This window comes from Lacrimispora sp. (genome assembly GCF_036758025.1).
Lineage (GTDB): Bacteria > Bacillota > Clostridia > Lachnospirales > Lachnospiraceae > Lacrimispora.
This window is the reverse complement of the sequence record NZ_DAIOXM010000001.1, coordinates 352,760-377,524: the sequence shown is the minus strand read 5'-3', so window position 1 is coordinate 377,524 and position 24,765 is coordinate 352,760. Positions and strand designations below refer to the sequence as shown.

Annotated in this window: 24 protein-coding genes and 1 other annotated feature; of the genes, 9 read left to right on the top strand and 15 right to left on the bottom strand. The window is 47.3% G+C overall.

The annotated features are described in order from the left end of the window. Nucleotides 1-71: 71 nt before the first annotated feature. The gene (gene treR / locus V7M78_RS01820; RefSeq protein ID WP_333645825.1) at nucleotides 72-785 is read right to left on the bottom strand and encodes a trehalose operon repressor; all 714 of its coding nucleotides are present in this window, start codon (nucleotides 783-785) and stop codon (nucleotides 72-74) included. 145 nt (nucleotides 786-930) lie between these two features. After that, a complete protein-coding gene (locus tag V7M78_RS01815; protein WP_333645823.1) occupies nucleotides 931-2,049 on the bottom strand; it encodes a hypothetical protein in 1,119 nt (372 codons plus the stop codon). Between the two features lie 306 nt (nucleotides 2,050-2,355). Between V7M78_RS01815 and V7M78_RS01810 the strand changes: the two genes are divergently transcribed. Next, nucleotides 2,356-3,687, top strand: coding sequence for an HD-GYP domain-containing protein (locus V7M78_RS01810; protein WP_333645821.1), 1,332 nt, complete (start codon nucleotides 2,356-2,358; stop codon nucleotides 3,685-3,687). Between the two features lie 51 nt (nucleotides 3,688-3,738). On the opposite strand, the gene tyrS is transcribed toward V7M78_RS01810, so the two are convergent. The 5 genes from tyrS to V7M78_RS01785 all read right to left on the bottom strand — a co-directional run bounded on the left by tyrS (nucleotide 3,739) and on the right by V7M78_RS01785 (nucleotide 9,552). Next, nucleotides 3,739-4,962 carry a tyrosine--tRNA ligase gene (gene tyrS, locus V7M78_RS01805; RefSeq protein ID WP_333645819.1) on the bottom strand — a complete coding sequence of 408 codons (1,224 nt, stop codon included), beginning with the start codon at nucleotides 4,960-4,962 and terminating at the stop codon, nucleotides 3,739-3,741. Between the two features lie 48 nt (nucleotides 4,963-5,010). After that, nucleotides 5,011-5,266: a binding site (T-box leader), on the bottom strand. 60 nt (nucleotides 5,267-5,326) lie between these two features. After that, nucleotides 5,327-6,652, bottom strand: coding sequence for a 6-phospho-alpha-glucosidase (locus V7M78_RS01800; protein ID WP_333645817.1), 1,326 nt, complete (start codon nucleotides 6,650-6,652; stop codon nucleotides 5,327-5,329). Between the two features lie 28 nt (nucleotides 6,653-6,680). After that, the gene (locus V7M78_RS01795; RefSeq protein WP_333645815.1) at nucleotides 6,681-8,273 is read right to left on the bottom strand and encodes a PTS transporter subunit EIIC; all 1,593 of its coding nucleotides are present in this window, start codon (nucleotides 8,271-8,273) and stop codon (nucleotides 6,681-6,683) included. A 189-nt stretch (nucleotides 8,274-8,462) separates the two neighbouring features. Further along, the gene (locus tag V7M78_RS01790; protein WP_333645813.1) at nucleotides 8,463-9,245 is read right to left on the bottom strand and encodes a MurR/RpiR family transcriptional regulator; all 783 of its coding nucleotides are present in this window, start codon (nucleotides 9,243-9,245) and stop codon (nucleotides 8,463-8,465) included. Nucleotides 9,246-9,261: 16 nt separating this feature from the next. Further along, nucleotides 9,262-9,552 carry a hypothetical protein gene (locus V7M78_RS01785; RefSeq protein ID WP_333645811.1) on the bottom strand — a complete coding sequence of 97 codons (291 nt, stop codon included), beginning with the start codon at nucleotides 9,550-9,552 and terminating at the stop codon, nucleotides 9,262-9,264. 170 nt (nucleotides 9,553-9,722) lie between these two features. Here V7M78_RS01785 and V7M78_RS01780 point away from each other — a divergent pair, with 170 nt between their 5' ends. The 6 genes from V7M78_RS01780 (at nucleotide 9,723) to V7M78_RS01755 (ending at nucleotide 16,475) form a co-directional block, all read left to right on the top strand. After that, entirely contained in the window at nucleotides 9,723-10,751 is a 1,029-nt protein-coding gene (locus V7M78_RS01780; RefSeq protein WP_333645809.1) for a 3-deoxy-7-phosphoheptulonate synthase, read from the top strand. A gap of 182 nt (nucleotides 10,752-10,933) precedes the next feature. Beyond that, complete coding sequence (locus V7M78_RS01775) at nucleotides 10,934-12,217, top strand: BMP family ABC transporter substrate-binding protein (RefSeq protein WP_333645807.1); 1,284 nt, start codon at nucleotides 10,934-10,936, stop codon at nucleotides 12,215-12,217. 110 nt (nucleotides 12,218-12,327) lie between these two features. After that, nucleotides 12,328-13,857 (top strand): ABC transporter ATP-binding protein, encoded by a 1,530-nt coding sequence (locus V7M78_RS01770; protein ID WP_333645805.1) that lies wholly within the window; start codon nucleotides 12,328-12,330, stop codon nucleotides 13,855-13,857. Continuing rightward, nucleotides 13,854-14,954: an ABC transporter permease gene (locus V7M78_RS01765; protein ID WP_333645803.1), complete on the top strand. Its 1,101-nt coding sequence runs from the start codon at nucleotides 13,854-13,856 to the stop codon at nucleotides 14,952-14,954. The genes V7M78_RS01770 and V7M78_RS01765 overlap by 4 nt, the downstream gene beginning before the upstream one ends. Nucleotides 14,955-14,970: 16 nt before the next feature. Then, nucleotides 14,971-15,951, top strand: coding sequence for an ABC transporter permease (locus tag V7M78_RS01760; protein WP_333645801.1), 981 nt, complete (start codon nucleotides 14,971-14,973; stop codon nucleotides 15,949-15,951). Nucleotides 15,952-16,229: 278 nt separating this feature from the next. Continuing rightward, on the top strand, nucleotides 16,230-16,475 hold the full coding sequence (locus V7M78_RS01755; protein ID WP_333645799.1) for an HPr family phosphocarrier protein: 246 nt from the start codon (nucleotides 16,230-16,232) through the stop codon (nucleotides 16,473-16,475). Between the two features lie 90 nt (nucleotides 16,476-16,565). Here V7M78_RS01755 and V7M78_RS01750 read toward each other — a convergent pair whose 3' ends face one another. The 5 genes from V7M78_RS01750 to V7M78_RS01730 all read right to left on the bottom strand — a co-directional run bounded on the left by V7M78_RS01750 (nucleotide 16,566) and on the right by V7M78_RS01730 (nucleotide 20,195). Beyond that, nucleotides 16,566-17,399 carry an undecaprenyl-diphosphate phosphatase gene (locus V7M78_RS01750; protein ID WP_333645797.1) on the bottom strand — a complete coding sequence of 278 codons (834 nt, stop codon included), beginning with the start codon at nucleotides 17,397-17,399 and terminating at the stop codon, nucleotides 16,566-16,568. Nucleotides 17,400-17,417: 18 nt separating this feature from the next. Next, nucleotides 17,418-18,092 carry a uracil-DNA glycosylase gene (locus tag V7M78_RS01745; protein ID WP_333645795.1) on the bottom strand — a complete coding sequence of 225 codons (675 nt, stop codon included), beginning with the start codon at nucleotides 18,090-18,092 and terminating at the stop codon, nucleotides 17,418-17,420. A 30-nt stretch (nucleotides 18,093-18,122) separates the two neighbouring features. Then, nucleotides 18,123-18,884 carry an imidazole glycerol phosphate synthase subunit HisF gene (gene hisF / locus V7M78_RS01740; protein ID WP_333645793.1) on the bottom strand — a complete coding sequence of 254 codons (762 nt, stop codon included), beginning with the start codon at nucleotides 18,882-18,884 and terminating at the stop codon, nucleotides 18,123-18,125. Between the two features lie 12 nt (nucleotides 18,885-18,896). Beyond that, nucleotides 18,897-19,505 (bottom strand): imidazole glycerol phosphate synthase subunit HisH, encoded by a 609-nt coding sequence (hisH, locus tag V7M78_RS01735; protein ID WP_333645791.1) that lies wholly within the window; start codon nucleotides 19,503-19,505, stop codon nucleotides 18,897-18,899. Nucleotides 19,506-19,577: 72 nt separating this feature from the next. Further along, complete coding sequence (locus tag V7M78_RS01730; RefSeq protein WP_333645789.1) at nucleotides 19,578-20,195, bottom strand: hypothetical protein; 618 nt, start codon at nucleotides 20,193-20,195, stop codon at nucleotides 19,578-19,580. 151 nt (nucleotides 20,196-20,346) lie between these two features. On the opposite strand from V7M78_RS01730, the gene V7M78_RS01725 reads away from it, so the two are divergent. Further along, complete coding sequence (locus tag V7M78_RS01725) at nucleotides 20,347-20,778, top strand: DUF4430 domain-containing protein (RefSeq protein WP_333645787.1); 432 nt, start codon at nucleotides 20,347-20,349, stop codon at nucleotides 20,776-20,778. A 49-nt stretch (nucleotides 20,779-20,827) separates the two neighbouring features. Here the strand turns inward: V7M78_RS01725 and V7M78_RS01720 are convergent, their stop codons facing one another. Beyond that, the gene (locus V7M78_RS01720) at nucleotides 20,828-21,448 is read right to left on the bottom strand and encodes a peptidase C39 (protein ID WP_333645785.1); all 621 of its coding nucleotides are present in this window, start codon (nucleotides 21,446-21,448) and stop codon (nucleotides 20,828-20,830) included. A 79-nt stretch (nucleotides 21,449-21,527) separates the two neighbouring features. After that, nucleotides 21,528-22,565: a sensor domain-containing diguanylate cyclase gene (locus V7M78_RS01715; RefSeq protein ID WP_333645783.1), complete on the bottom strand. Its 1,038-nt coding sequence runs from the start codon at nucleotides 22,563-22,565 to the stop codon at nucleotides 21,528-21,530. Nucleotides 22,566-22,789: 224 nt separating this feature from the next. On the opposite strand from V7M78_RS01715, the gene V7M78_RS01710 reads away from it, so the two are divergent. Further along, nucleotides 22,790-23,179 carry a helix-turn-helix domain-containing protein gene (locus V7M78_RS01710; protein ID WP_333645781.1) on the top strand — a complete coding sequence of 130 codons (390 nt, stop codon included), beginning with the start codon at nucleotides 22,790-22,792 and terminating at the stop codon, nucleotides 23,177-23,179. Between the two features lie 103 nt (nucleotides 23,180-23,282). Here the strand turns inward: V7M78_RS01710 and V7M78_RS01705 are convergent, their stop codons facing one another. Beyond that, entirely contained in the window at nucleotides 23,283-24,764 is a 1,482-nt protein-coding gene (locus V7M78_RS01705) for an ABC transporter ATP-binding protein (protein WP_333645779.1), read from the bottom strand. Nucleotide 24,765 lies beyond the last annotated feature (1 nt).

Here is a 24,765-nt window from a genome sequence, read left to right as displayed (position 1 = left end):
TTATACGTTCTTATCACTCTCAAACTATAACATATACGTATATGTTTTGTCAACATGTATGAAAAATCTTTTTACAGCTTCCGGCGGGCAAAGTCCACAAACTTAAATTTATCCGGCCTGTGGCGTGATTCCGTGTATTGAAACAGGGTGGAATCCTCCAGATACGTATAACTTTTCACCACCACCACCATATCATAAATCCCCATGTCCAGCAGGCGGTAATCCTCATCCACTGCGCTGTGGACCGTGATCTCCTTCATGGCAAATCCGATTTTAAGCCCCAGTTCATGTTCCAGATATTCATAAACAGAGTCTTTGGCGGCCCGCAAAGGAAGATTTTCCACCACCTTTCTGGAAAAGTAATCCTTGTCAATGATGATTTTTTCTCCCTCGATCTCCCGGACCCTTTCCAGAAAATAGGCCTCATCCTCCGGCCCGAGCTGCAGGGCTTCCATCAGCTTTTTATCATTTTTTATAATTTCCAGATTTTCCACATAAGTTTGGGGCTTTGAGTCGGAAAACCGGTAGATTTCTTTAAAGCTTGCAATCTCTGAGACCGGAAAATGAAACGTGTTCTTTCCCAGGACTTCTGCTGCTTTTCCTCTGGCTTTTCGGATATATCCATCCTGAACCAGAAGCTCCAGAGCCTTGCGGACAGTATCACGGGAGGCATGATAGGTTTCCATCATTTCCCCCTCTGCCGGAAGCTTATCACCAGGCCGGTATTCCCCCCGCTCTATTTTTTCAAGAAGCTGCTTATAGAGATTTTTATATTTACTTTCCATAAATTTATTTCCTCGCTTTATCTGGCTTTGCAGTTGATACAGGCAACCATCTTTTATTTTAACATATACGTATATCTTCGTCAAACAAAGGAGAGGTTATGCAAAAATTATGCTGCCCTCTCCATACATGCCAGACCGTCAGGTCTTAAAAACTCACCGTATTTGTAACTACAATCTGATTTCCTTCTATTTCTCCGCCCGCCGGGCCTGGATTCCCTCCGGTTCCTGCAGGCTCCATGCCCATGTGATCTGTTTTCCCAATCTCAAATTCTTCTTTTAACAGGCGGTAATGCCGGTATCCCCTGATATAAGATTCTTCCGACCTTCCCTCCATTTCGAGAGCCCGGTCTGAGCTGGACCGCCCCCGCTGGTACTGTTCCTTTTCCAGTCTGGCCTGCTCTGCCTTTCTTTTCTCCTGGTGTTTTTCTGCATTTCTCTTTCTGATGGCTGCCAGCTCTTCCTGATTCAACCGCCTCAGCTTCCGGCCGCCTTTGGATAAAAGCTTTTTTAAGGAGCGAAGGGCTCTGCCGGCCTTAACCCGTTCTTCGGCTTCTCCGTAGACGGCCGTCATCTGAAGGTCTCCGATGCTTCTCTGAATATTTGCCATAACAGCCTGAACCTGTCCCTTAGAACGGGCGGCTGCCATGCCGGTATAATGGCGGGATACGGAAATCATGCTTTTTTTCGTATTTTTCTTCACAGCATTGTTTTCCTTATCCGAAGTCCTGTCAAGCTTTCCCGAATGCTCAAAAAAACTGCGGACAGAGTTCTGGCCGTTGATAAAAGCCTCCGGTTCTCCCTGTGTTCTCCAGGAGGAAACCGCTGACTGTCCTATATAAGCTCCGGCGGACCCAGCCTTTTCCTTTCCCGCTGCAAGCTCCATGGCGGTTCCCGTCAGCACTGAGCTGCATCTGGCAAATTCCTCCGGGCTGCTTCCCATACGGGCCAGAAACTTAGAAGAAATAACGAGATGGGTTCCGGAGCCAAGCCCTGCTGCCAGACGGCTTACACTGCCGGTGTTTTCCTTATCATCTATAACAATATGAAGGGAAGGGTATTGGGCCTTTAACTGGTCAATGGTCTTTTTCACCATTTCCTTCCAGTCTCCTGACTGCCAGTCCCCGGAAAGCTTTACCTGATCTTTCCTTGTCTGCCCCGTTAATACGGCGGTTAAGTCCCCTCCGGTTTCCTCTGTACCTTTGCCGGAACGGACACTGTCCCACAGAGCCTGTGTGCTTCCTCTGACCATCTGCGTCCGGTTCATAATACCTCCCCCTCTCATTTATATTTTCTGCATGCTGATGTTCTTAATATTGTTCTTATACTTCATATCGGCATATTTTATAAAATATAAAGTGATTTGTAACAATCTTATGTCAACTCTTCCATTTTCCCGTAACCATAACTTGCAAGTGCTTTTCTTCAAAAAAACCCATATAATTACACGTTTATGGGTAAAAAAACGACTTTTGTTACCTTTATTAGAAAAAACTGTATTTTTTTGTCAAAATATGGTATGATGTGACATATTAAAACTTCAGAATGGTGACTTCACCAGGAGGATTTACAAATGAGAATGCAATATACCAATACTTTAAATAATAAAAGTATTATCGGCATCATGCGCCGTTTTTGCAGCAACATAGAACCCCGGCTTACGGAGCACGGTTCCCGGGTGGCTTACATCGTTTTCCGGATGCTTCACAAAGCAGAATTATGTTCCGCTATAGAACTTCGTGACTTGTGTCTTCTGGCTCATATTCACGATATCGGAGCATACAAAACTGAGGAAATCTCCAGGATGCTCCAATTTGAAACCCATAACGTCTGGGGACACTGCTCCTATGGTTATCTGTTTATCCGGTACTTTTCTCCCCTCAAAAAGCTGGCTCCCGCAATCCTCTTTCACCATACAGCCTGGAACCTGCTGAAAGAACAGGAAGAACTGACTCCTTCCATCAGGAATGTGGCCCAGATCATTCACATTGCAGACCGGATTGATGTGTCCATGTCAGTGGAAGGCAAGTCCTGGAAGGATACCCGGAGATCGCTGATCAAAGGAAGAGGAACAGCCTATGCACCTCATCTGGTGGACTTAGCCGCAAGGCTTAACCTCACCCAGGCCATCGAAGAAGAACAGAGAACAGACCCTGATTACTTTGACTTTCTGACCAGCATCCCCCTTTCTACCGAAGATACTACAGACTATTTAAAAATGTTGGTATTTCTCATAGACTTCCGAAGCTCCTACACAGCCACCCACACCATAACCACTACCAGCATCAGCCATGAACTGGCCCTGCTGCTGGATCTTCCAGAGCCCCAGATCAACCAGATTCTCTGCGGCTCACTGCTTCACGACTTAGGGAAAATAGCCATTCCTATAGAAATCCTTGAATTTCCGGGAAAGCTGAGCTCTCAGGCCATGTCCATTATGATGACTCATGTAGACCTTACCGAAGAGATATTCGGGGGAGCCATCGACGAGACCATTCAGCGGATTTCCCTGCGCCACCATGAGAAGCTGGACGGCTCCGGCTATCCCAGAGGACTTACGGCTAAGGATCTTACTGTGGCGGAGCGCCTTGTGGCCATCGCCGATATTATCAGCGCCCTCACCGGAAAAAGAAGCTATAAGGACTCCTTCCCAAAGGATAAAATCATCGCCATTCTCACCAATATGAAAAACGCAGGCCTTTTGGACTCTTCTATTATAGATCTGACCGTGAAAAATCTGGATATGATTCTGGAAGCTACCGCCGATCGATGCAAACCCATACTAAACGTATATTCCAGGCTCAATAACGAGTACGAATCTCTTCATCAATTACATAATATAGAAGAAAAACTGCATTTTATCCTTTCTCTCGAGGACCCGGAATTAGAACCGGTGTGGCCCTAAAAAAGCGGCTGCCGCAAATCCATTTTGCGGCAGCCATTACTATTTCTCTATTTATTTTGCAGTCACTCTTACAAATTTCTTCTTTCCCCTCTTCACTACAAGACCCTGGCCGGATAACTGCTCTCTGGTAAAGGCAGCCTTAATATCGGAAACAGCCTCTCCTTCCACAGTCACGCCGCCCTGCTCTACGTTTCGTCTTGCTTCAGAACGGGTGGAAGCCAGTCCGGACTTTTGAAGGATGGTCAGAATATCCACAGTTCCCTCACTGAAATCCTCTTCTTCCAGCTCACAGGAAGGCATGTTTTCCGCATTGCCGCCGGCAAACAGTTCTCTTGCGCTCTTTTGTGCCTTTTCTGCCTCTTCTTCCCCGTGAACCAGATTGGTCAGCTCATATGCCAGGATTTCCTTTGCCTGGTTTAACTGGCTGCCCTCCCACTGATCCATTTCATCGATCTGCTCAACAGGAAGGAAGGTCAGCATACGCAGGCACTTTAACACATCTGCGTCACCGATATTTCTCCAGTACTGGTAGAAGTCAAAAGGAGAGGTCTTTTCAGGGTCAAGCCATACGGCTCCTGACTGGGTCTTGCCCATCTTCTTGCCTTCGGAATTTAACAGCAGGGTGATGGTCATGGCGTGGGCATCCTTGCCTAATTTCCGGCGGATCAGTTCTGTTCCTCCAAGCATGTTGCTCCACTGGTCATCGCCGCCGAACTGCATGTTGCAGCCGTAGCGCTTGAATAACTCATAAAAATCATAGCTTTGCATGATCATGTAATTGAACTCCAAAAAGCTTAAGCCCTTTTCCATACGCTGCTTATAGCACTCAGCCGTCAGCATCCGGTTAACGGAAAAATGGGGGCCTATTTCCCGGAGAAAATCAATGTAGTTTAATTCCAGAAGCCAGTCTGCGTTGTTGACCATCATGGCCTTTCCTTCGGAAAAATCAATGAAACGGCTCATCTGCTTCTTAAAGCAGTCACAGTTGTGCTGAATAATCTCTTCTGTCATCATCTGGCGCATATCGCTGCGGCCTGAGGGATCTCCCACCATGCCGGTTCCTCCGCCGATTAAGGCGATAGGCTTGTTGCCTGCCTCCTGAAGGCGCTTCATCAGGCACAATGCCATAAAATGTCCTACGTGCAGGCTGTCTGCCGTGGGGTCAAAACCGATATAAAATATGGCTTTCCCTTCATTTACCATTTTGCTGATCTCTTCCTCATTTGTCACCTGAGCGATCAGACCTCTGGCCTTCAACTCTTCATAGATCTTCATGCTGATTCTCCTTTTCTCTTTTTGGAAATAAAATAAGCCCCGTCCTATCAAAAGGACGAGGCCAAAGTCTCGTGTTACCACCTTAAGTTTATAAACAGCTCACGCTGCTTACCTCTTTGAGTACCTATGGGATACTCTAGCACAATAACGGGTGCGGGAATCCGTCACAGCCTACTGGGCAGCTCTGCCGTTGGGTGTGAAGCTCAAAGATGTATTCACAATCCGCTTTCCATGCGCCTCTCATCAGCCGGCTGCTTTCTGTCTGGTCCCTGGTATTGCTACTTGTTCTTATCAAAGCTTTTCTATGGTTATGAAATTATTGATTAGTATATGAGGTTTTTTCCCTTTTGTCAAGGACTTTTCTTTACTTTAATTCCGGCCAGTATCCCTTGTTGGCTTCTATGAGGTCGTCTAAAATCTGTTTGGCAACGGAAGCACTGGGTACAGTCTTTGATAAGGTCAGGGCCTGCCACAGCTTTAAATAGCTTCCTTCTATCCAGGATTCTACTACCAAACGCTCTACTGCAAGCTGTTCCTCCATCATTCCCTTTTCAAAGGTGGGAATGTTTCCCTGGCATAAAGGCTCTGGGCCTTCATTTCCTACCAGACAAGGCACCTCTACCATTGCGGTAGGGTCAAAATTAGCGATAGCTCCCTTGTTTTCCACGATACAAAGCATCTGCTCCCTGGTATTATAGGCAATAGCGCAGGCCAGATCCACAATGAAAGAAGCGTGATTGTCAATAGAGAATTCCCCGCCTTTTGCGGTGTTGGCCTCTATGATGGCCTTTGCAGCACCGAACACTTCTTTTTCTCTGCCCTCCATCACCTCATTGGCTCTGGTGTGGCCGGGATCTGAATGCTCTACTGCATAATCCGGGTAAAGGTAATATTTCAAATAAGTATTGGGCAGAAAATTGGGCTCCAGCTTCAATAAATCCGCTGCTTTTTTATGGGTCTGCTGCCAGCTTTCATCCATGTGCTGGGTTTCCACTGCTTTTTCCGTCAAATATCCGTTTTTGGACACATAATCCAAAAGCTGAGGCATCAGATCAGTTCCAGCCTTATCCTTTACGCTGGTCCACCAGCCAAAGTGATTCAGCCCGAAATACTTCACATCCATGTCCTTGGGGTCCCTGCCCACAATGAATCCCATGCGGCGCTTGGTTCCCACAGGCATGTCGCAGATATTTAAGACCTTGGAATTGGGCCTTAATACACGGCAGGCTTCGGCCACAATGGAAGCCGGATTGGAATAATTGAGCATCCAGCAGTCAGGAGAATACTGTTCCATATAGTCAATCAGCTCCATCATGCCGCCGATGCTTCGCATTCCGTATGCAATTCCGCCAGGGCCGCAGGTTTCCTGGCCTACCACATGATACTTTAAGGGGATCTTTTCATCCAGCTCCCGCATGGCGTACTTGCCTACCCGGATATGGGCCATGCAGAAATCCACATCAGTAAAGGCCTCCTCCGGATCTGTAGTATAGGAAAACTTCACTTCCGGCGCAATTTCCCTCATAAGTATTTCTATGGCCTTTGCAAGAGTTTCCTGACGCTCTTTGTCGTTGTCATAGAGCTTTAAAGAACGGATGGGAAACCGGTCTAAGTTATCCATCAGCATCATTACAATGCCGGGTGTATAGGTGCTTCCGCCTCCGGCAATTACAATTGAAAATTTCTTCATGATGATTTACCTCCTTTTCCTTGATTCATCAGCTATTTTCACTGTTCCCTAATTCTTCATCAACAGCTTTTCTCACAGCAGTCACCCGTAAGCCGTATATGACCTGAACGTTATTTCCCTTTTTTACCACGCCGTTGGCTCCGGTTCCGTTTTTCAGAACTTCCTCCTGAACCAGGTCCGGATTTGTGAGAATCAGACGCAGACGGGTAAAGCAGTTGTCCACCTTTTCAATATTTCCGGCACCGCCTAATGCCTCCACAATCATGGCTGCATCCACATCTTCCCCGGCTTTTCCTTCTTTCCCGGAAGCCACCTTTTCCTTATACTCTGCTTTGGAATGAAGCTTCATTTCCATGCCTTCTGTCTCACGTCCCAGGGTCTTTAAATTCAGCTTTGTGATGAGAGTGCGGAATATAATGTAGTAGATCGCAAAAAAACAAAGTCCCGTCACAATGTACATAGGCCAGCCTGTTTTTCGGATTCCCAGAGGTACGTTAAAAAGCAGGAAATCCAGAAAACCGTTAGGGCCGATGGCGCGGACGTTTAAGATATTGAGAACCGCCATGCTGAGTCCGCTTAATCCGGCATGAACGGCAAACAGGATGGGAGCCACAAACATAAAGGAGAATTCAATAGGCTCTGTAACGCCTGCAATAAAAGAAGTAAATGCAGCTGGAATCAAAATGGCCCTTATCTTATTGCGGTTTTCCGGCCTGGCCGTATGGTACATGGCAAGACAGGCACCCATTAAGCCGAACATCTTGGAAATTCCCCTGGCATCCCAGATGACGGACTTAGACAGGATTTCCACAGCAGGATCTGCAATTTCCGCATAATAAATGTTTCTGGCCCCTTCAAACACCTGTCCTCCTATGGTTTCAACGCCTCCCAGAGAGGTGTATAAAAACGGAGTATAAACTAAATGGTGAAGGCCCGTTGGAATGAGAAGACGTTCCAGAGCGCCGTAAATAAAGATTCCAAAGTTTCCGGAACGGTTGATAAAGCCGCCCAGGCTCGTAATTCCCAACTGAACAAAGGGCCAGACATAGGTCAGCACAACTGCCAGAAGAACCGTTACAGGGATTAATACGATGAATACAAACCTGGAGCCTCCGTAAATCTGGAAGGCATTCTGAAATTCTGTTTCACAGAACCTGTTATGGACGATGGCAGTTACAATTCCAAGAATGATTCCCAGGAACACCCCCATATCCAGAATCTGTACGCCCAGAACCAGGGCCTGTCCCGTTCCCCTTAAGGATTCTCCCGTAAACATGATTCCTGTCAGGGTCATGAACTTGTTCATGGCATTGATGAATACCAGAAATCCCAAAAGAGCCGTAAATCCTGCCTCATACTTTTTCTTTCCCGCAAGTCCGGCGGCAAGCCCCACACAAAAGATCAGTCCCAGGTTATTTAAAATAGCCACCAGGGAGCCGGATAGAATGGTGCCGAAGCCTTTTGTCACCGGATTGTCCAAAAAGGGCAGAAGCTCCAGCAGCTTTGCATTGGTAAACAAGTTTCCGACAGCGATTAAAATACCTGCGATAGGCAGAATCAAAACCGGGATGAACATGGCTTTTGAAAAGCGCTGCAATTGATCCATCACTTTCTCTTTCATTGTCTTTTCCTCCAATATGAATGTTTCATTACTTCCTTTTTTTCATTCCACGTGAAATTCATATCCGTATTATAGTCGCCGGCCCAGCCTTTGTATATACTTTGGAAGAGGATAGGAACCTGTTATTCCAGGTAGTAACCAGTTTCAAAAAAAGTCCCGGAGCCGTCCTTTCAGACGTACCCGGAACCTCTATTCTTCTTTTTTGCCTTCATTCCGGAGCACCTTGTGGTACTCATAAACCAAAAGCTCCATCAGCATAATCACATTGGGGAAAAATGTGTTTGCCATCATATTTCTGTCATCCAGTTTATTGCTGTCCTCAATGCAAAACTGCATATCTGTTATGGAACTGACCCGGTTTTTGGCCTCATTGGTAAAAGATACGGTAAAAATACCGTTCTCCCTGGCAGTCCTCACCCGGTCCGCCACCCAGTCCGTTTCCCCGGATCTGGAAACCACGATCAGCATTTCCATATTCTCCAGGTTGTTTTCAAAAACACCGATGGAATCCATCCCATTGGAACAAATGCATTTGATCCCCAGAACCAGAAGCTTTTTAGTCAGATATTCAACAGGAATAGCGGAAAACCCTGTTGCATACAAAAACACGTATCCTCCATCCAGGCGGACGATCCGTCTGGCAAATTCCCGGATGTCTTCATAAGAGTTGTATTTTAAGAGAGAGTTGCTGCAAAAGCTGCTGATAAAATGCATACCCGTGTCCTCATTGTCCTGGACCCGGTTTACAAGGGGCAGAAGCTTGTAATACATATCCACAAACCCGCTGTAACCCAGCTTTTTTGTCAGACGCATAATGGTGGAGGTGGAGGTGAAATTTTCCTTTGCAACGCCCCGCACTCCCATTTTAAGCATGGAATCTATGTGCTCAATGATGTAGTGAAGAACGCCTTCCTCTACCTCTGTCAAATTCTTTCCCGCTGTCAGCTTGCTTAAATCCACCACCCCTGCCATCAGCTTCTCCTCTCTTTCATCGCAAAAAATCTTCGTAGCCCGGAATCATGGGATAAGGATCGCAGCTTTTAAACGGTGCTGTTATGGTTCCCTTCACATAAAAGCTGAAGCCCGGACGGCGAAAGTTTTCCTTTGTTTTATTTTTAATCAGTCTGTTGTTTTTTCCTATTTCTCCGATGTAATTTCCGTTTTGGTCATAAATTTCTTTCCCATAGAATTTTCCAAGAATTATCCCGTCACAGGCAGTTAAGTAATCTTTCTGTCTCACACCGATATAGTTTCCTTCCCAATTCCAATATTTTTCCATAGAAATACACCCTTCCTTTTGTCATTCTCTGCAATCATACACCATTTTTCTTCAAAAAGGAACACCTAAGGGAGACACATTGCCAAATTTTTAATGAATGCTGGATTTTTCCTGCGTTCTGTTATATAATCAACAGAAAAATAAATCGGAAACATACAGAGGAGGACATTATGGGATTTCAATATATCAATAATCTGCCCAGCCCGGAAGAGATCAAGGAACAATTCCCGCTGCCGGCAGAATCAGCAGCACGGAAAGCAGAACGGGATCAGGCCATCAGCGATGTGCTCACCGGGAAAAGTGATAAATTCCTTGTTATTGTCGGACCCTGTTCCGCTGACAATGAGGATTCTGTTTCTGATTATGCAAACCGTCTGATAAAAGTACAGGAGCAGACAAAAGACCGTCTGATCATTATTCCAAGAATCTACACCAATAAGCCCAGGACAACCGGTGAGGGCTATAAAGGAATGCTTCACCAGCCTGATCCGGAGAAAAAGCCGGACCTGCGGGAAGGACTTATCGCCATCCGCAAGATGCACATGAAGGTTCTTATAGAAACCGGCTTATCTACAGCCGACGAAATGCTTTACCCGGAAAACTTAGGATACCTTGACGATATTATGTCCTACATCGCCATTGGGGCCCGTTCTGTGGAAAACCAGCAGCACCGTCTGACTGCCAGCGCATGTGACGTTGCCGTAGGCATGAAAAACCCTACCAGCGGTGACTTGTCCGTTATGCTCAACTCTGTTGTAGCAGCACAGAATCACCATGATTTCACCTACAGAGGCTGGGAAGTGAGAAGCAATGGAAATCCTCTGGCTCACACCATTTTAAGAGGTGCGGTCAATAAACACGGCCAGTGCATCCCCAACTACCATTTTGAGGATTTATTCCTGCTTCATGAGATGTACGGCGAACGCGATTTGGAAAATCCTGCCTGTATCGTAGATGCCAACCACTCCAATTCCAACAAAAAGTACAAAGAACAGATTCGTATTTCCAAGGAAGTTCTTCACAGCAGGAAGCATTCTCCCGAAATCCGCGCTTTGGTAAAGGGCCTCATGATCGAAAGCTATATTGAGCCGGGCAGCCAGAAGGTAGGCGAGCACTGTTACGGAAAATCCATCACAGATCCATGTCTGGGCTGGGAGGATTCTGAGCGCTTAATTTATGAAATCGCTGAAAATGCATAAAAACTAATAAAAAAAACAGTTTAATTTCGAATATTAGAAAGTCCAGGATTCACATTGACAATAAAGAAAATGATGATATACTAGCTCATATTCAAAATGAAATGACAAAAGCGTCAGGCATGTCTACACGGCAGCCCGGCGCTTTTTGATTTTAAAAACATATTTGTCAAGGAGGAACAGTTATGAAATTAAAGAAGTTGACAGTCCTGGCCTTAGCAGGGCTCACATCCCTGGCCTTGTCTGCCTGCAGCGGCTCTGCAGGCTCAGGTACCACATCCGACGGCGGGACAACAGCAGAAGCCAAGGCATCAGAAGCAGCAACGACAGCGGCAGGCGGGGAGACCCAGGCAGCCGGGGACTTAAAACCGGTAGCAAAAGAAGATTTAAAAGTGGGCTTTATTTACATCGGAGACGAAAATGAAGGCTATACGGCTGCCCATTACAAGGGAGCTATGGACATGAAGGCAGCTCTTGGTTTATCCGATGACCAGGTCATCATAAAATGGAATGTTCCGGAGGATGAAACCGCCGGGGATGCAGCCATGGATCTGGCTGACCAGGGATGCAATATCATTTTCGCCAACAGCTTCGGCCATGAATCCTATATTCTGGAAGCTGCCAAGGAATACCCGGATGTGCAGTTTTGCCATGCCACCGGATACCAGGCTGCTTTAAGCGGACTGAGCAATATGCATAACTATTTCACCAATGTTTACGAATCCCGTTACGTGTCGGGAGTTGTGGCAGGACTTAAGCTGAACCAGATGATTGAAGATGGCAAAGTGAGCAAGGATGCCGTAAAGATAGGATACGTGGGCGCTTATCCTTTTGCCGAGGTTATCAGCGGCTATACCTCATTCTTTTTAGGTGTGCGCTCTGTTTGCCCGGAGGCTGTTATGGAAGTGAAATACACCAATAGCTGGTCCAGCTTTGACTTGGAAAAAGAGGCTGCCGATGCCCTGATCTCCAATGGCTGCGTACTCATAAGCCAGCACGCAGATACCACCGGCGCTCCTACTGCCTGTGAGGCTGCCGGAGTCCCAAGCGTAGGCTATAACATCTCCATGATCGCAACTGCTCCCAATACGGCCCTGACCTCCGCAGCCATTGACTGGGCCCCATATGTGACCTATGCGGTACAGAGCGTTATAGACGGCAAATCCTTTGAGACAGACTGGTGCCAGGGCTATAAGGAGGGAGCAAACTCCATTACAGAGCTCAATCAGGCTGTGATCGCTCCCGGAACCGAGGAAAAGGTGAAGGAAGTGGAAAGCGCAATCATTGCCGGAACCCTTCATGTATTTGATACTTCCACCTTTACAGCAGGAGGACAGAAACTGGATACCTATAAAAAGGATGGAATTGATGTGGAATATATATCAGACGGATATTTCCACGAGTCCGTATACGGTTCCGCACCGGCATTTGACATATTGATCGACGGAATCACGACCATTGAAAATTGATACCCAAGAAAATGAATCGGGCCAGAAAGCGGCGCCAGATCTCCTGGCCCGCTTTTTACTGTTATAGAAGGAACCGACAATCAGGAAATAATGAAGACGGAGGTTAGCAGGTGAACGAAAATTTTGCCATTGAACTAAAAAACATCACCAAGCGGTTCGGAAAAATAATTGCCAGCGACAAGGTCTGCCTGTCCGTAAAAAGAGGGGAGATTTTGTCCATTTTAGGAGAAAACGGAAGCGGAAAAACCACTCTCATGAATATGATCTCCGGAATTTACTACCCCGATGAAGGGCAGATTGCCGTTAACGGAAAAGAGGTCACCATCTGCTCCCCAAGAGATTCCTTTGATCTGGGAATCGGCATGATCCACCAGCATTTTAAACTGGTAGAGGTGCTGAGCGCAGCAGAAAACATCATCCTGGGCCTGCCCGGCAAAGAGCTTTTAAACCGGAAAGCCATTGCAGACAAGATCAACAGCCTCACCGCCAAATACGGCTTTGAGTTAGACCCTGATCAGAAGATATACACCATGTCAGTCTCCCAGAAGCAGACTGTAGAGATCGTCAAGATGCTGTACCGGGGTGTGGACATCCTGATTCTGGATGAACCTACCGCCGTCCTAACCCCTCAGGAGGCACAGCGGCTCTTTGCGGTCCTTCGCAACATGCGGGAGGCCGGACATTCCATCATCATCATTACCCACAAGCTGCATGAGGTCTTAGAGCTGTCTGACCGGGTATCTGTATTACGCAAGGGACAGTATATCGGAACTGTGAAAACCGCACAGGCTACAGAAGAGTCCTTAACAGAAATGATGGTAGGGAAAAAAGTGGTTTTAAATATTGAACGTCCCCAGCCAGAGTCTCCTGAAAAACGTCTGGAGATAAAAGGCTTAACCTGTCTTGGACGAGAAGAAACCAAAGCCCTGGAGGACGCTTCCTTTACTACCTTCAGCGGTGAGATCCTGGGCATTGCAGGCGTGGCCGGAAGCGGTCAAAAAGAACTTTTAGAGTCCATCGCAGGGCTCATTCCTGCTGTCTCCGGTTCCATTACATACTATCCGCCGGAAGGAGGAGAAAAGGAACTGACTTCCATGACGGCTGCTGAAATAGCCGCTGCAGGGATAAGGCTTTCCTTTGTTCCAGAAGACCGGCTGGGCATGGGGCTGGTGGGGTCCATGGATTTAACGGATAACATCATGCTCAGAAGCTATCAAAAGGGGCGCTCCTTTTTTACAGACCGGAAAGAGCCCAAAGCCCTGGCGGAAAAGCTCATCAATGATCTTGAAATAGCTGCTCCCGGAACTTCTATTCCTGTACGGAAGCTTTCAGGCGGAAATGTACAAAAGGTGCTGGTTGGAAGAGAAATATCCTCCTCTCCTGCTGTTCTCTTAGTGGCCTATCCGGTGAGAGGACTTGATATTCATTCCTCCTATACTATTTACCGCCTGCTCAATGAGCAGAAAAAACAGGGAACTGCCGTCCTGTGCGTGGGGGAAGATTTAGATGTGCTCATGGAGCTGTGTGACCGGATTCTGGTCATGTGCGGCGGAAGAATTACAGGCATAGTGGATGGAAGAACCGCCGTCAAAGAAGAAATCGGAAGGCTGATGACAAAAGCAGGAGGTGAAAAACCATGAGCAAAATGAGAGAACCTTTTTTCCACATGTCAAAACGGGAATCCATAGAGCCCTGGAAGGCTTGGTCCATACGGATCGGGGCCGTCCTTTTGTCCTTAATGGTCTGCGGGGCCGTGATCATAGCCCTTACGGGACTCAATCCCATAGAAGTCTACAAAGGCATTTTGGACGGAGCTGTGGGAACAAAGAGGAGGATCTGGATGACGGTCCGGGACACCCTGGTCCTTTTATGCATTGCAGTGGGCATCACTCCTGCTTTTAAAATGAAGTTCTGGAACATCGGAGCCGAAGGGCAGGTGCTCATGGGAGGTATTGCCTCTGCAGCCATGATGATCTATCTGGGCAATACCCTTCCTCCCCTGGTACTGTTTCCCCTCATGTTTCTGGGAAGCGCAGCAGCAGCCATTGTCTGGGCTTTTATTCCCGCCTTTTTTAAGGCTTACTGGAATACCAACGAAACACTGTTTACACTGATGATGAATTATGTGGCCATGCAGGTGGTCACCTTTGGAATCATCTTCTGGGAAAATCCCAAGGGCTCCAATTCTGTGGGAACCATCAACTCAGCTACCAAAAACGGCTGGCTTCCCAAACTGTTTACCATGGAATACGGCTGGAATCTGGTCATTGTACTGGCCTTAACTGCGGCCATGTTTGTTTACTTAAAATACAGCAAGCACGGATATGAAATTTCCGTGGTCGGCGAAAGCGATAACACAGCCCGCTATGCGGGAATCAACGTCAAAAAAGTCATACTGCGCACCATGGCCCTTTCCGGAGCTCTGTGTGGAATTGCAGGTTTTATTATTGTCAGCGGGGCTAGCCATACCATCTCCACCAGCACCGCCGGAGGCCGGGGCTTTACGGCCATCATCGTATCCTGGCTCAGTAAGTTCAACACCTTTGCCATGATCCTGGTTTCTTTTTTCCTGGTATTTATGCAAAAAGGGGCAGGACAGATTGCTTCCCAGTTCAATTTAAATGAAAATGCTTCCGATGTCATCACTGGTATTATTCTGTTCTTTGTTCTGGGATGTGAATTTTTTATTGACTATGAGGTGAACCTCCGGGGCAGGAAACACCCTTCGGCAAATTAGAAAGGAGTTAGAAATTATGGGATTTTTGGTAATATTCATTCAAAAAGCCATGGGCCAGGGTATGGGCATCCTGTACGGGGCTCTGGGAGAAATCCTGACAGAAAAATCAGGAAACTTAAACCTGGGAATCCCCGGCATGATGTATATGGGAGGCATTGCAGGACTCATAGGCGCATTTTTATATGAAAGTTCTTCTGCTTCTCCAAGGGGTCTGACGGGGATGGTGATTTCTTTCCTCTGTGCATTTTTCTGCGCCGCATTGGGAGGACTGGTCTACAGCATCCTGACCATCACCTTACGGGCCAATCAAAACGTAACAGGCCTGGCCCTGACCACCTTTGGAGTGGGCTTTGGAAACTTTTTCGGAGGCTCTTTGGCAAAGCTGGCCGGAGGCGTGGGGCAGATTTCCGTAGCAGTGACAGGCGCAGCATTTAAAGCCCCTGTTCCCATACTGTCAAAGCTGGGACCTATAGGGCAGATGCTCTTTTCCTATGGCTTTCTGACCTATCTGGCAATTGTTCTGGCTATATTCCTGGCCTTATTCTTAAACAAGACCAAGAAGGGCTTAAACTTAAAGGCTGTAGGGGAAAGTCCCGGGACTGCTGATGCAGCAGGAATTCACGTGACTGCCTATAAATATCTGGCCACCTGCATCGGAGGAGGAATCAGCGGCCTGGGCGGCCTGTATTTCGTCATGGAATACTCCGGGGGAACCTGGACCAACAACGGCTTCGGAGACAGAGGCTGGCTGGCCATCGCTCTGGTCATCTTCGCTCTCTGGAAACCGGTCAATGCAATCTGGGGTTCATTGCTCTTTGGAGGCCTTTACATTCTCTATCTTTACATTCCGGGACTGAACCGGGGGGCCCAGGAAATATTCAAGGCTCTTCCCTATGTGGTCACCATCGTCGTGCTGATCATAACCAGCTTAAGAAAGAAAAGAGAGCACCAGCCTCCTGCAAGTCTGGGCCAACCCTACTTCCGTGAGGAACGGTAACCCGCGGGATGGATGAGAAATATGCATAAATTTACATCATCTTAAGTATAATGTCCTTGCAGGGACTACCATAACATTCCTGTTGACAAACAGCCTGCAAGGACACTTTTTTAACTTTTTTCATTTTTTCTCTTGTTTTTCTAATAATTAATGGTAGAATAGAGATAGAATCAGTTACTTGATTCTCATCCTGTTGATACCAAGCGAACCCCTCATGTAGTTGCAGACAAACGTTCACACCGGGTTTTATCCGGACATCAGGAAAAGGAGGCATGTATATGCGGACAAAGGAAGTCGATATCATGCTGCGTTGCACCCCTATTCCTCTGGCGCTTTTGATCAACACGGCCAATTCTTTCGATTGTGATATCTACATTGATTATGGCTTAACAAAAGTAAACGTCAAGGACTACGCCGAGATGAAAAAAGGGCTTAACACGCAGAACCGAAACTTACAATTTTCTTTCGACGGCATTGACGAACAGGCCGCGGAAGGACGGATCGGGATGCTATTTCAACCATGATCGGTCAGAAAGGAACTGAATATGACGCATCAATCAAAAGAGAGTTGACACCAGAAATATGCTGGCTGTCAACTCTCTTTCACTTGCTCTCTAACCCACAAGGGCCGTAACGATAAAATACAAAAACACCATTGCTCCTAAAACGATCCTGTAATACCCAAAGAATTTAAAATCATGGTGTCTGATATATTCCATTAAGAACCGTATTGCATAAACAGAAACCACAAAAGCGATGATCATGCCCAAAAGGAGATAAAATATCTGAGAACCGGTAAAGTTCAGCCCGTATTTTATAATCTTTAAAAAGCTGGCGCCAAACATGATGGGAATTCCCAGGAAAAAGGAAAATTCCGCAGAAGCCGCTCTGGAACACCCTAAGATCATGGCTCCTAAAATAGTGGCTCCTGACCGGGAGGTTCCCGGAATCAGGGACAGAAGCTGGAATAAGCCGATGGAAAGGGCCGTCTGATAGGAAATATCCGCTGTTTTCTTCACCTCAAAGCTTTTGTACTGGTTCCTGTTTTCAATGACCAGAAACAAAACGCCGTAAATGATCAGGGTGGCTGCCACCACATATCCGTTCATCAAATATTCTTCCAGGATGTCATCCACCAGAAATCCGATTACTGCCGCCGGAATGCAGGCCAGAACAATCTTGGACCATAACACCATGGCAGCCTGTTTCTGGGCCGGCTTTTTCCCCCGTGAAAAGGGATTTAACTTGTCAAAGTATAAGACTACCACCGCCAGTATGGCTCCCAGCTGGATGACCACCAGAAACATGTTTTTAAAATCAGAGGGCTGGTTTAAATGAATGATCTCATCCACCAGGATCATATGTCCTGTACTGCTGATGGGAAGCCATTCCGTAAATCCCTCTACGATTCCCAGAACAATCACCTTTAAAATCTCAACAAAATTCATTGTGTTTCCCCTGTCTTCTTAAATATTTTCAATCTGCCAGTCAATAGGCTCCAGTCCGTTGGCCTCCAAATAGGCATTGGTCTTGCTGAAATGCTTGCAGCCGAAAAATCCCCTGTACGCGGAAAGAGGGCTGGGATGAGGGGCCTCTAAAATCAGATGTTTTGGGTTGGTCAGCATGGTCTTCTTATTTTGGGCCGGACGCCCCCATAAAAGAAATACCATGGGACGGTCCTGTTCATTGAGAATTCGGATGGCTGCATCCGTAAACTTCTCCCAGCCCATTCCCTGATGGGAATTGGCCGCATGGGCCCGTACTGTGAGGACTGTATTTAAAAGCATGACACCCTGGTCCGCCCATTTTTTCAAATATCCGTTATTGGGTATCTCACATCCCAAATCATCCCGAAGCTCCTGATAAATATTCACCAGAGAAGGCGGAGTATCTACCTCCGGCTTTACAGAAAAGCACATGCCATGGGCCTGCCCGTTGTTATGGTAAGGGTCCTGGCCCAGAATCACCACCTTGACCTTGGAAAGAGGAGTGACCTCAAAAGCATTGAATATGTCATCCGGCTCCGGAAATACTGTTGTGGTTTCATATTCATGCTTCACCTTTTGATAAAGTTCCCTGTAATACGGCTTTTTAAACTCCCCGCTTAAGGGCTCCAGCCAATCGTTCTGTATTGCACCCATGTTATCTCTCCTTTGTTTCTAATGCCGTTTCTAAAGCCTGACCGGCACTCCTTCACTGCTCAAATAACGCTTCAGCTCCATAATTTCCAGTTCCTTGTAATGAAACAGAGATGCCGCCAGGGCTGCATCTGCCTTCCCTTCTGTCAGGGTATGACGGAAATGCTCCATGGTTCCGGCTCCTCCCGATGCAATGACAGGAACGGAAACCAGGTCTGCTATGGTGCGGTTTAACTCATCGTCATATCCTGCCTTTGTTCCGTCACAGTCCATGCTGGTCAGCAGAATTTCCCCCGCTCCAAGGCGGTCTGCTTCCACTGCCCATTCCACTGCATCCAGGCCTGTATCCACACGGCCTCCATTTTTAAACACGTTCCAGCCCTTGCCGTCAGCTCTTCTTCTGGCATCAATGGCTACCACCACGCACTGACGCCCAAACTTATCCGCTGCATCGGAAATCAGGCGGGGCGTATTGATGGCAGAAGAATTAATGGATATCTTATCGGCTCCCTCCCGCAGAAGCATCTTAAAATCCTCTACGGTACGGATCCCTCCCCCTACGGTAAAGGGGATAAACACCCGTTCCGCCACCCGGCGCACCATATCCACCACCGTACTGCGGTTGTCTGAGGAAGCAGTGATATCCAGAAACACCAGTTCATCGGCTCCTGCCTTGTCATAGGCAGCTCCAATTTCCACCGGATCTCCGGCATCCTGTAAGTTCACAAAATTAACGCCCTTTACGACCCTTCCGTTATGCACATCCAGGCATGGAATAATTCTCTTTGTCAGCATCGGTTACCTCCTTTATGTCAGCTCGATGAAATTTTTCAATATTTTCAAACCAGTATCCCCGCTCTTTTCCGGATGGAACTGGCAGGCAAATACATTTCCCCGTTCTACAGAAGCGACGAATTTGACTCCGTATTCTGCCGCTGCTGCCACATCGGATTCCCGGCCTGCTTCTAAATAGTATGAATGGACAAAATACACATATGCCCCTGATTCCAGCCCTTTAAAAAGTCTTGCCCCCGGTTTAATATCCAGGTTATTCCAGCCCATGTGAGGCACTTTAAGTCCCGAGGCATCGGGAAATCTCACAAACTCCCCGGGAAACAGGGAAAGGCCCTCCACTCCCGGACTTTCCGTACTTCCCTCAAAGAAAAGCTGAAATCCCACACAGATTCCAAGAAGGGGCGTTCCCTTTTCTGCCACCTGACGGATTACCTCTGCCAGTCCATATTGATGAAGCTTTTCCATGGAGGCGCCAAAATTCCCCACGCCTGGCAGAATTACCTTGTCCGCAGAAAGAATGGTTTCCTTATCCCGGCTCACCACCGGATTTTCCCCTAATGCGGTCAGGGCTTTTTCCACACTTTTTAAGTTTCCAGCATCGTAGTCAATTATCGCAATCATGGGTTTCACCTCTTTACGCCTTTTTCCAACATTTTAACACAGGTTCTGACAATTCACAACGGAAAACATCCTTTATAAATAACGAAAGAATTCCGAAGAATTTTCTAAAATGCCCTCTGCACGCTCCTTGATTTCCTCCGGGAGCTGGGCGAATGTTCCGTGAATCCGGTACATGCGGGACTTTCTGTTGACTGATACGGTTTTCTCAAAGGGCCAGCGGATGACTGTAGGAGTCCCAAAGCCCACTCCCAGCTCCAGAATCAGCAGGTTTTTGTTAAGAGTTCCCGCCAGCCAGCCGGTGTATGCATTCCACTGGGGAAGATACCCCTCTTCAATGTAGTTTTCCGCCTCAATGGTGTTGCCGGTCATAGGTGCTTTGCAGTAAGGGCAGATGTCGTCAGCCACCTCTCCCGGTTCCCAGATATTCTTGGTACAGGATTTGGAACACTGCCTCCAGGTCACATTTCCACAGGGGGCGGTGATCCGGCCCGGCTCCAGGGAGGACTTTAATATCTCTCCGTCTGTAACAGTGGTAATGATAAAATAATCCTTTTCCTTGATAAGCTTGTCTATTTTTTCATAAAGGTTCTGGATGTCCGGCACTGCTTCCTTTTTCCATTCCTCACCAATTCCAATTAAAAGCTTGTCACAAGCTGCTATTTCTTCCAATATACGTCTCTGTTCAACCATGGCCATCCACCTTCTTTTTTTCGATTTTCTTCTATTATAAGACAGGAAACTCTTAATGAAAAGATAAAAATTCTTCCCTTGCGGCAGGCGCCCGGTTTATGCTATACTTATCCATAACATTTTAATAACAAAAAAAGGAAGTCAGCATACCATGAATAAATGGAAAAGGCGCTCCCCCCTCATAGGGGCCTGTGCCGCAATTGCAGTCCTGGCGCTGCTGCTGGTGATTTATTCCGCAACAGGACCGGTTCCCATGGCAGGAACAAAAAGTATATCCATTGACGTGGTATATGAAGACGGGTCCAGGGATCATTATAAGATCACTACAGAGGCCAGATTTCTCTCAGATGCCCTTAAATCCATCCCGGATCTTAAGATAGAGGGAACCACCTCAGAGGAAGAAGGGCTTTTAGTCACCGCCATAAACGGCAGGGAAGCAGATATGAAAAAAGGGAAAGCTTACTGGGAACTTCTCTGCGACGGAGAACCGGCCAGCTATGGAGTCTCCATGCAGGCCATCAAGGACGGAGAAGCCTACACCTTTCAATATACGAAGATTCAGAAAAAATCAGATAAGACTTAAAATACAAAAAAGGAGCCGCACATTTGATATGACGGCTCTTCGTTTTTTGTCAAATAAAATATTCAATGGTATCAGATGCCTTCTTCTGGGTATCCTTGTTAAAGATAATGGTGGCTTCCCTTATTTCCTTGGGACCCAGCGCATAAGGCTCCTTTCCCGTGCTGTTGAGCATTTCCCACCGAACACTGCGGTTTCTGCTGTAAGGCATATCGGTAACCAGCTCTATTTCCTTCTGCTTAAAAGGCTTTTTTCTGAAATACGGGTCAAATAAATAGACCCTGTCCTGATCAGCCCCTGTCAAAAGCACGTAATGCCAGCAGCCGTACATGACCCGGGCCACTACAGCGCCGCCCTGCTGCAGAGCATATATAACTCTGCTGTTTTCCCCTATATATACCTCTTCTCCCGTCAGATACTCACTCTGAATGGGAAATTTTTTTACTTTGCCGAACTGGTTAAGCCAGTTGCTTAAAAACATCATGGCCATCTGTGAGGTTCCGCTTTTTCCAAACTCTCCCTTTAAATTATAAGAATCCAGACAAAAAAGCATGATGTGTTTTATAATATCCGGCGGCACCTGCTCTCTTCGGAAAAGATAGCTCATTGCATTAAACACAGTGGTAGGGCCGCAGTCGTATTCCGTAACCTGGTAATTCAGTGGGTTTTTCATCTTGTATTTATCTCCTCAAATCATATGCATCCTATTCTATCTCAATTCACTGATTTTTTCCAGATAAATTTTATACCAGCTACGGCGTAACCTCTTCGGTCTGATACAGGCAGGCCCTGTTGCGGCCTTTGTTTTTAGCCAGGTACAATGCCTGGTCGGCCTCAAACAGCATGTCCTGGAGCATATGATCCTGACCTGCCGGAGAATGCCCCACCCCAATGCTGACTGTGGTTCTTATGATGCAGTTCCTGTAAAAAACAGGAGCGCTTTCAATGTTCTTACAAAGCCTCTCCGCCGCGGCAAGGGCCTGGGAAGGAGAAACACCTTTTAAAATGGCAATCATTTCCTCTCCTCCGTAACGTCCTACCATATTGTCCCCGCTAAAGTTTTCTTTCAGTATTCTTCCAAGAACTTTCAGCACTGCATCGCCGCATTGATGGCCGTAGGTGTCGTTAACCGTTTTAAAATAATCCACATCAATCATCAACAGGGCATAAGAACAGCCCTTTTCCTTCTCCACCATCATGGCGGACAGCCGGAAAAAGGCACCCCGGTTATAAATGTTCATCAATGGATCAAAGGCTGCCTGAATATAGAGCTGCTTCAACAGCTTTTCCCTTTCCGTGATGTCATGAAGGATGATGCAGATTCCGCCCTCTCCCCCTTTTTGGCGGATATGGGTATGAGTGACTTCGTAAGTCCGTCTCCTTCCTCCCGCCATCACTTGCATTTCTCCTCTGGTTCTAAATCTCTCATCATCCTTAATGGCCTCTCCCGGCGTTAAGGCATTGAGTTCCGGAAACAGAAACCTGGCCGACTGGTTCGCATCCAGAAAACGAAACTGGCTGTCGCAGACAATGAAGGCATCCTTCATATCCTCCACCACCTGAGCCCGGGCCAAAGTCTCCACGCTGAGGGGGCTTTGGCGGCGGCCCTTATAAATCAGAACAGCCGCTAAAAAAAAGACGGCAACAGTAAAATACAAAAGCCCCGGATGAGCCGGAGAGCCGGAAGTAAAATCATTGGAGACGTATTCCCTATGAGTGAAAAAAAGCCGTGAAAGCTGGTGAGCCTGCACGGAAATCGCAGTCATAAAAGGCACTATAAAAAACCTCATATTCATATCCCCTCCAGACAAATTCTCTGTTTTCCTATTTTAGAGAATCTGTTTTATCCTGCTGCAGTGAAAATCCCACAAAAAATATGCATTTTGCGTGATCTGAAACCTTTTACTTTTAATCGTTTTAGATGTATATTATTTTATTTTACATCTAATAATAGTTTTTGTAAATACATCTTATGTTGGTTTGATATTATTTTTTACAAAAAAGAGGCGTATAAATGAAAAACACAATAGAAATTCTTCGTGGTCTGCGGGAAGACAAAGACTTAAAACAATCAGACATTGCCAATTTAATCGGCACTACCCAGCAGCAGTATTCTAAATATGAAACAGGCGAAAGCGAACTTCCCCTCCGGGCCCTGTCCATTCTGGCAGACCATTACCAAGTCTCAGCCGACTATCTCATGGGCAGAACCGACTGCAGGGAAGGAATTGCTGCCCTCAATAAAAAAATCATCGACAGCATCACAGCAGGCAGCCTGTTATCCGATGTCATGTCCTTAAGCTCGGCAGGAAGAAGGGCTGTGCTGGAATACATCTCTCTGCAAAAGCTGAAGCAAAGATACGAAGCCAGGGGAAAACATTCAAAAAAGAGGACCGAGATATAAAGGCGGGATGTTACAAAAAACAAATGCCAAACTGCCGGCAAGCGGAATATGGAAACAACAAAGCAGCAGGAACTGATAATCAATTCCTGCTGCTTTACTGCTATCAATGAAGATATTGCCGCTTTCTTTCCCGGTATTCAAAAAAATGATTTAGCTTCCTTCTCCCATCCCCATCCAGAGCGTATTGCTCTATAATATGCCCATTCTCCAGATGGATCACAAAATTGCAGCAGCGGACGATGAGCTCTGGGTCGTGGGTAATAATAAATACGGTCTGCTTCCCGCTCACCGACTCCAGCAGACGGGCAGTCTGCTCCATGTGGCGAAAGTCCAGGCCGCTGGTAGGCTCGTCAAACACCAGAAGTTCCTTTCCCGCCAGCAGTGCGGAGGCAATGGCTACCCGCTGCTTCTGACCGCCGGACAGGGACATGGGGTGACGATCCCGGAATGACGTCAGCTCCAAGGCATCCAGGACCTGCTCCAGCTCCGCCCCGCACACCTCGTCCGCTCCCAGACGCAGTTCCTCCTCCACACTTTCGCAGAAAAGCTGGTGGTTCACATCCTGCATGACCATGTAGCTCTTTTTCAGCCTCCGGCGGCGGGAGTCGGTTTCTCCTCCGCTGCAGCAGACACCCTTGCATCCCTTTACCAGCCCGCACAGGCATCTGGAAAAAGTGGACTTCCCCGCCCCATTATGACCGATGACGGCGATAACTCCGCCCTTTGGAACTGCGGCCTCCGGGATATCCAAGGCGCAGGAAGAGTTGCTTCGATAGTTATACCGGTAATTTCGCAGAGTTAGAAACTCCCCGGAGGCCGGCACTGCCTCCCGCCTTGGCAGATCGGCTAGTGACAAGGTGCGCAAGCCTAACTCCGCCAGCATTTCAGTGGTGTAGGAACAAAACTCCGCCATGGAAATGTCCCGCTCAATTTTCCCTTCCCGGAGATAGATGACCCGGTCACACAGTTCCCTCAGCCAGTACAGACGATGTTCTGCAATCAGAATGGTCTTGCCCTGGGCTTTCCACATCCGCAGGGTTTCTTTTAAATCCTCAATGGCTTCTATATCCAGATTAGAGGTAGGCTCATCCAGGACAAACACCTCCGGTTCCATAGCAGACACAGATGCACAGGCAATTTTCTGCTTTTCTCCTCCGGAGAGGTGAAAGATGCTGCGCCCCAGCAGCTCTGTGGCGTTCATCTCCCGGGCGGCGGATTCCACCCGCCGGTCAATTTCCTCCGGAGGAAGACCAAGATTTTCACACCCAAAAGCAATCTCCCCAACGGTGTCCACGCAGAAAAACTGGCTGCGGGGGTTTTGGAAAACGCTGCCTGCCAACCGGGCAGTTTCGTACAGCTCCGCATTCTTCACATCCAGGCCGCCCACAGACACCTGGCCTGACAGCTCTCCTTCATAGTAATGGGGGATGAGACCATTCACAATCCTGGTCAGAGTGGTTTTTCCGCAGCCGGACTGGCCGCATAGCAGTACACACTCTCCTCGGTTCACACGCAGGGAAATATCCTTCAGGGAACCGGAGCCGGCATTTAAGTATTGAAAACTGATATGGTTTAACTCAATCATG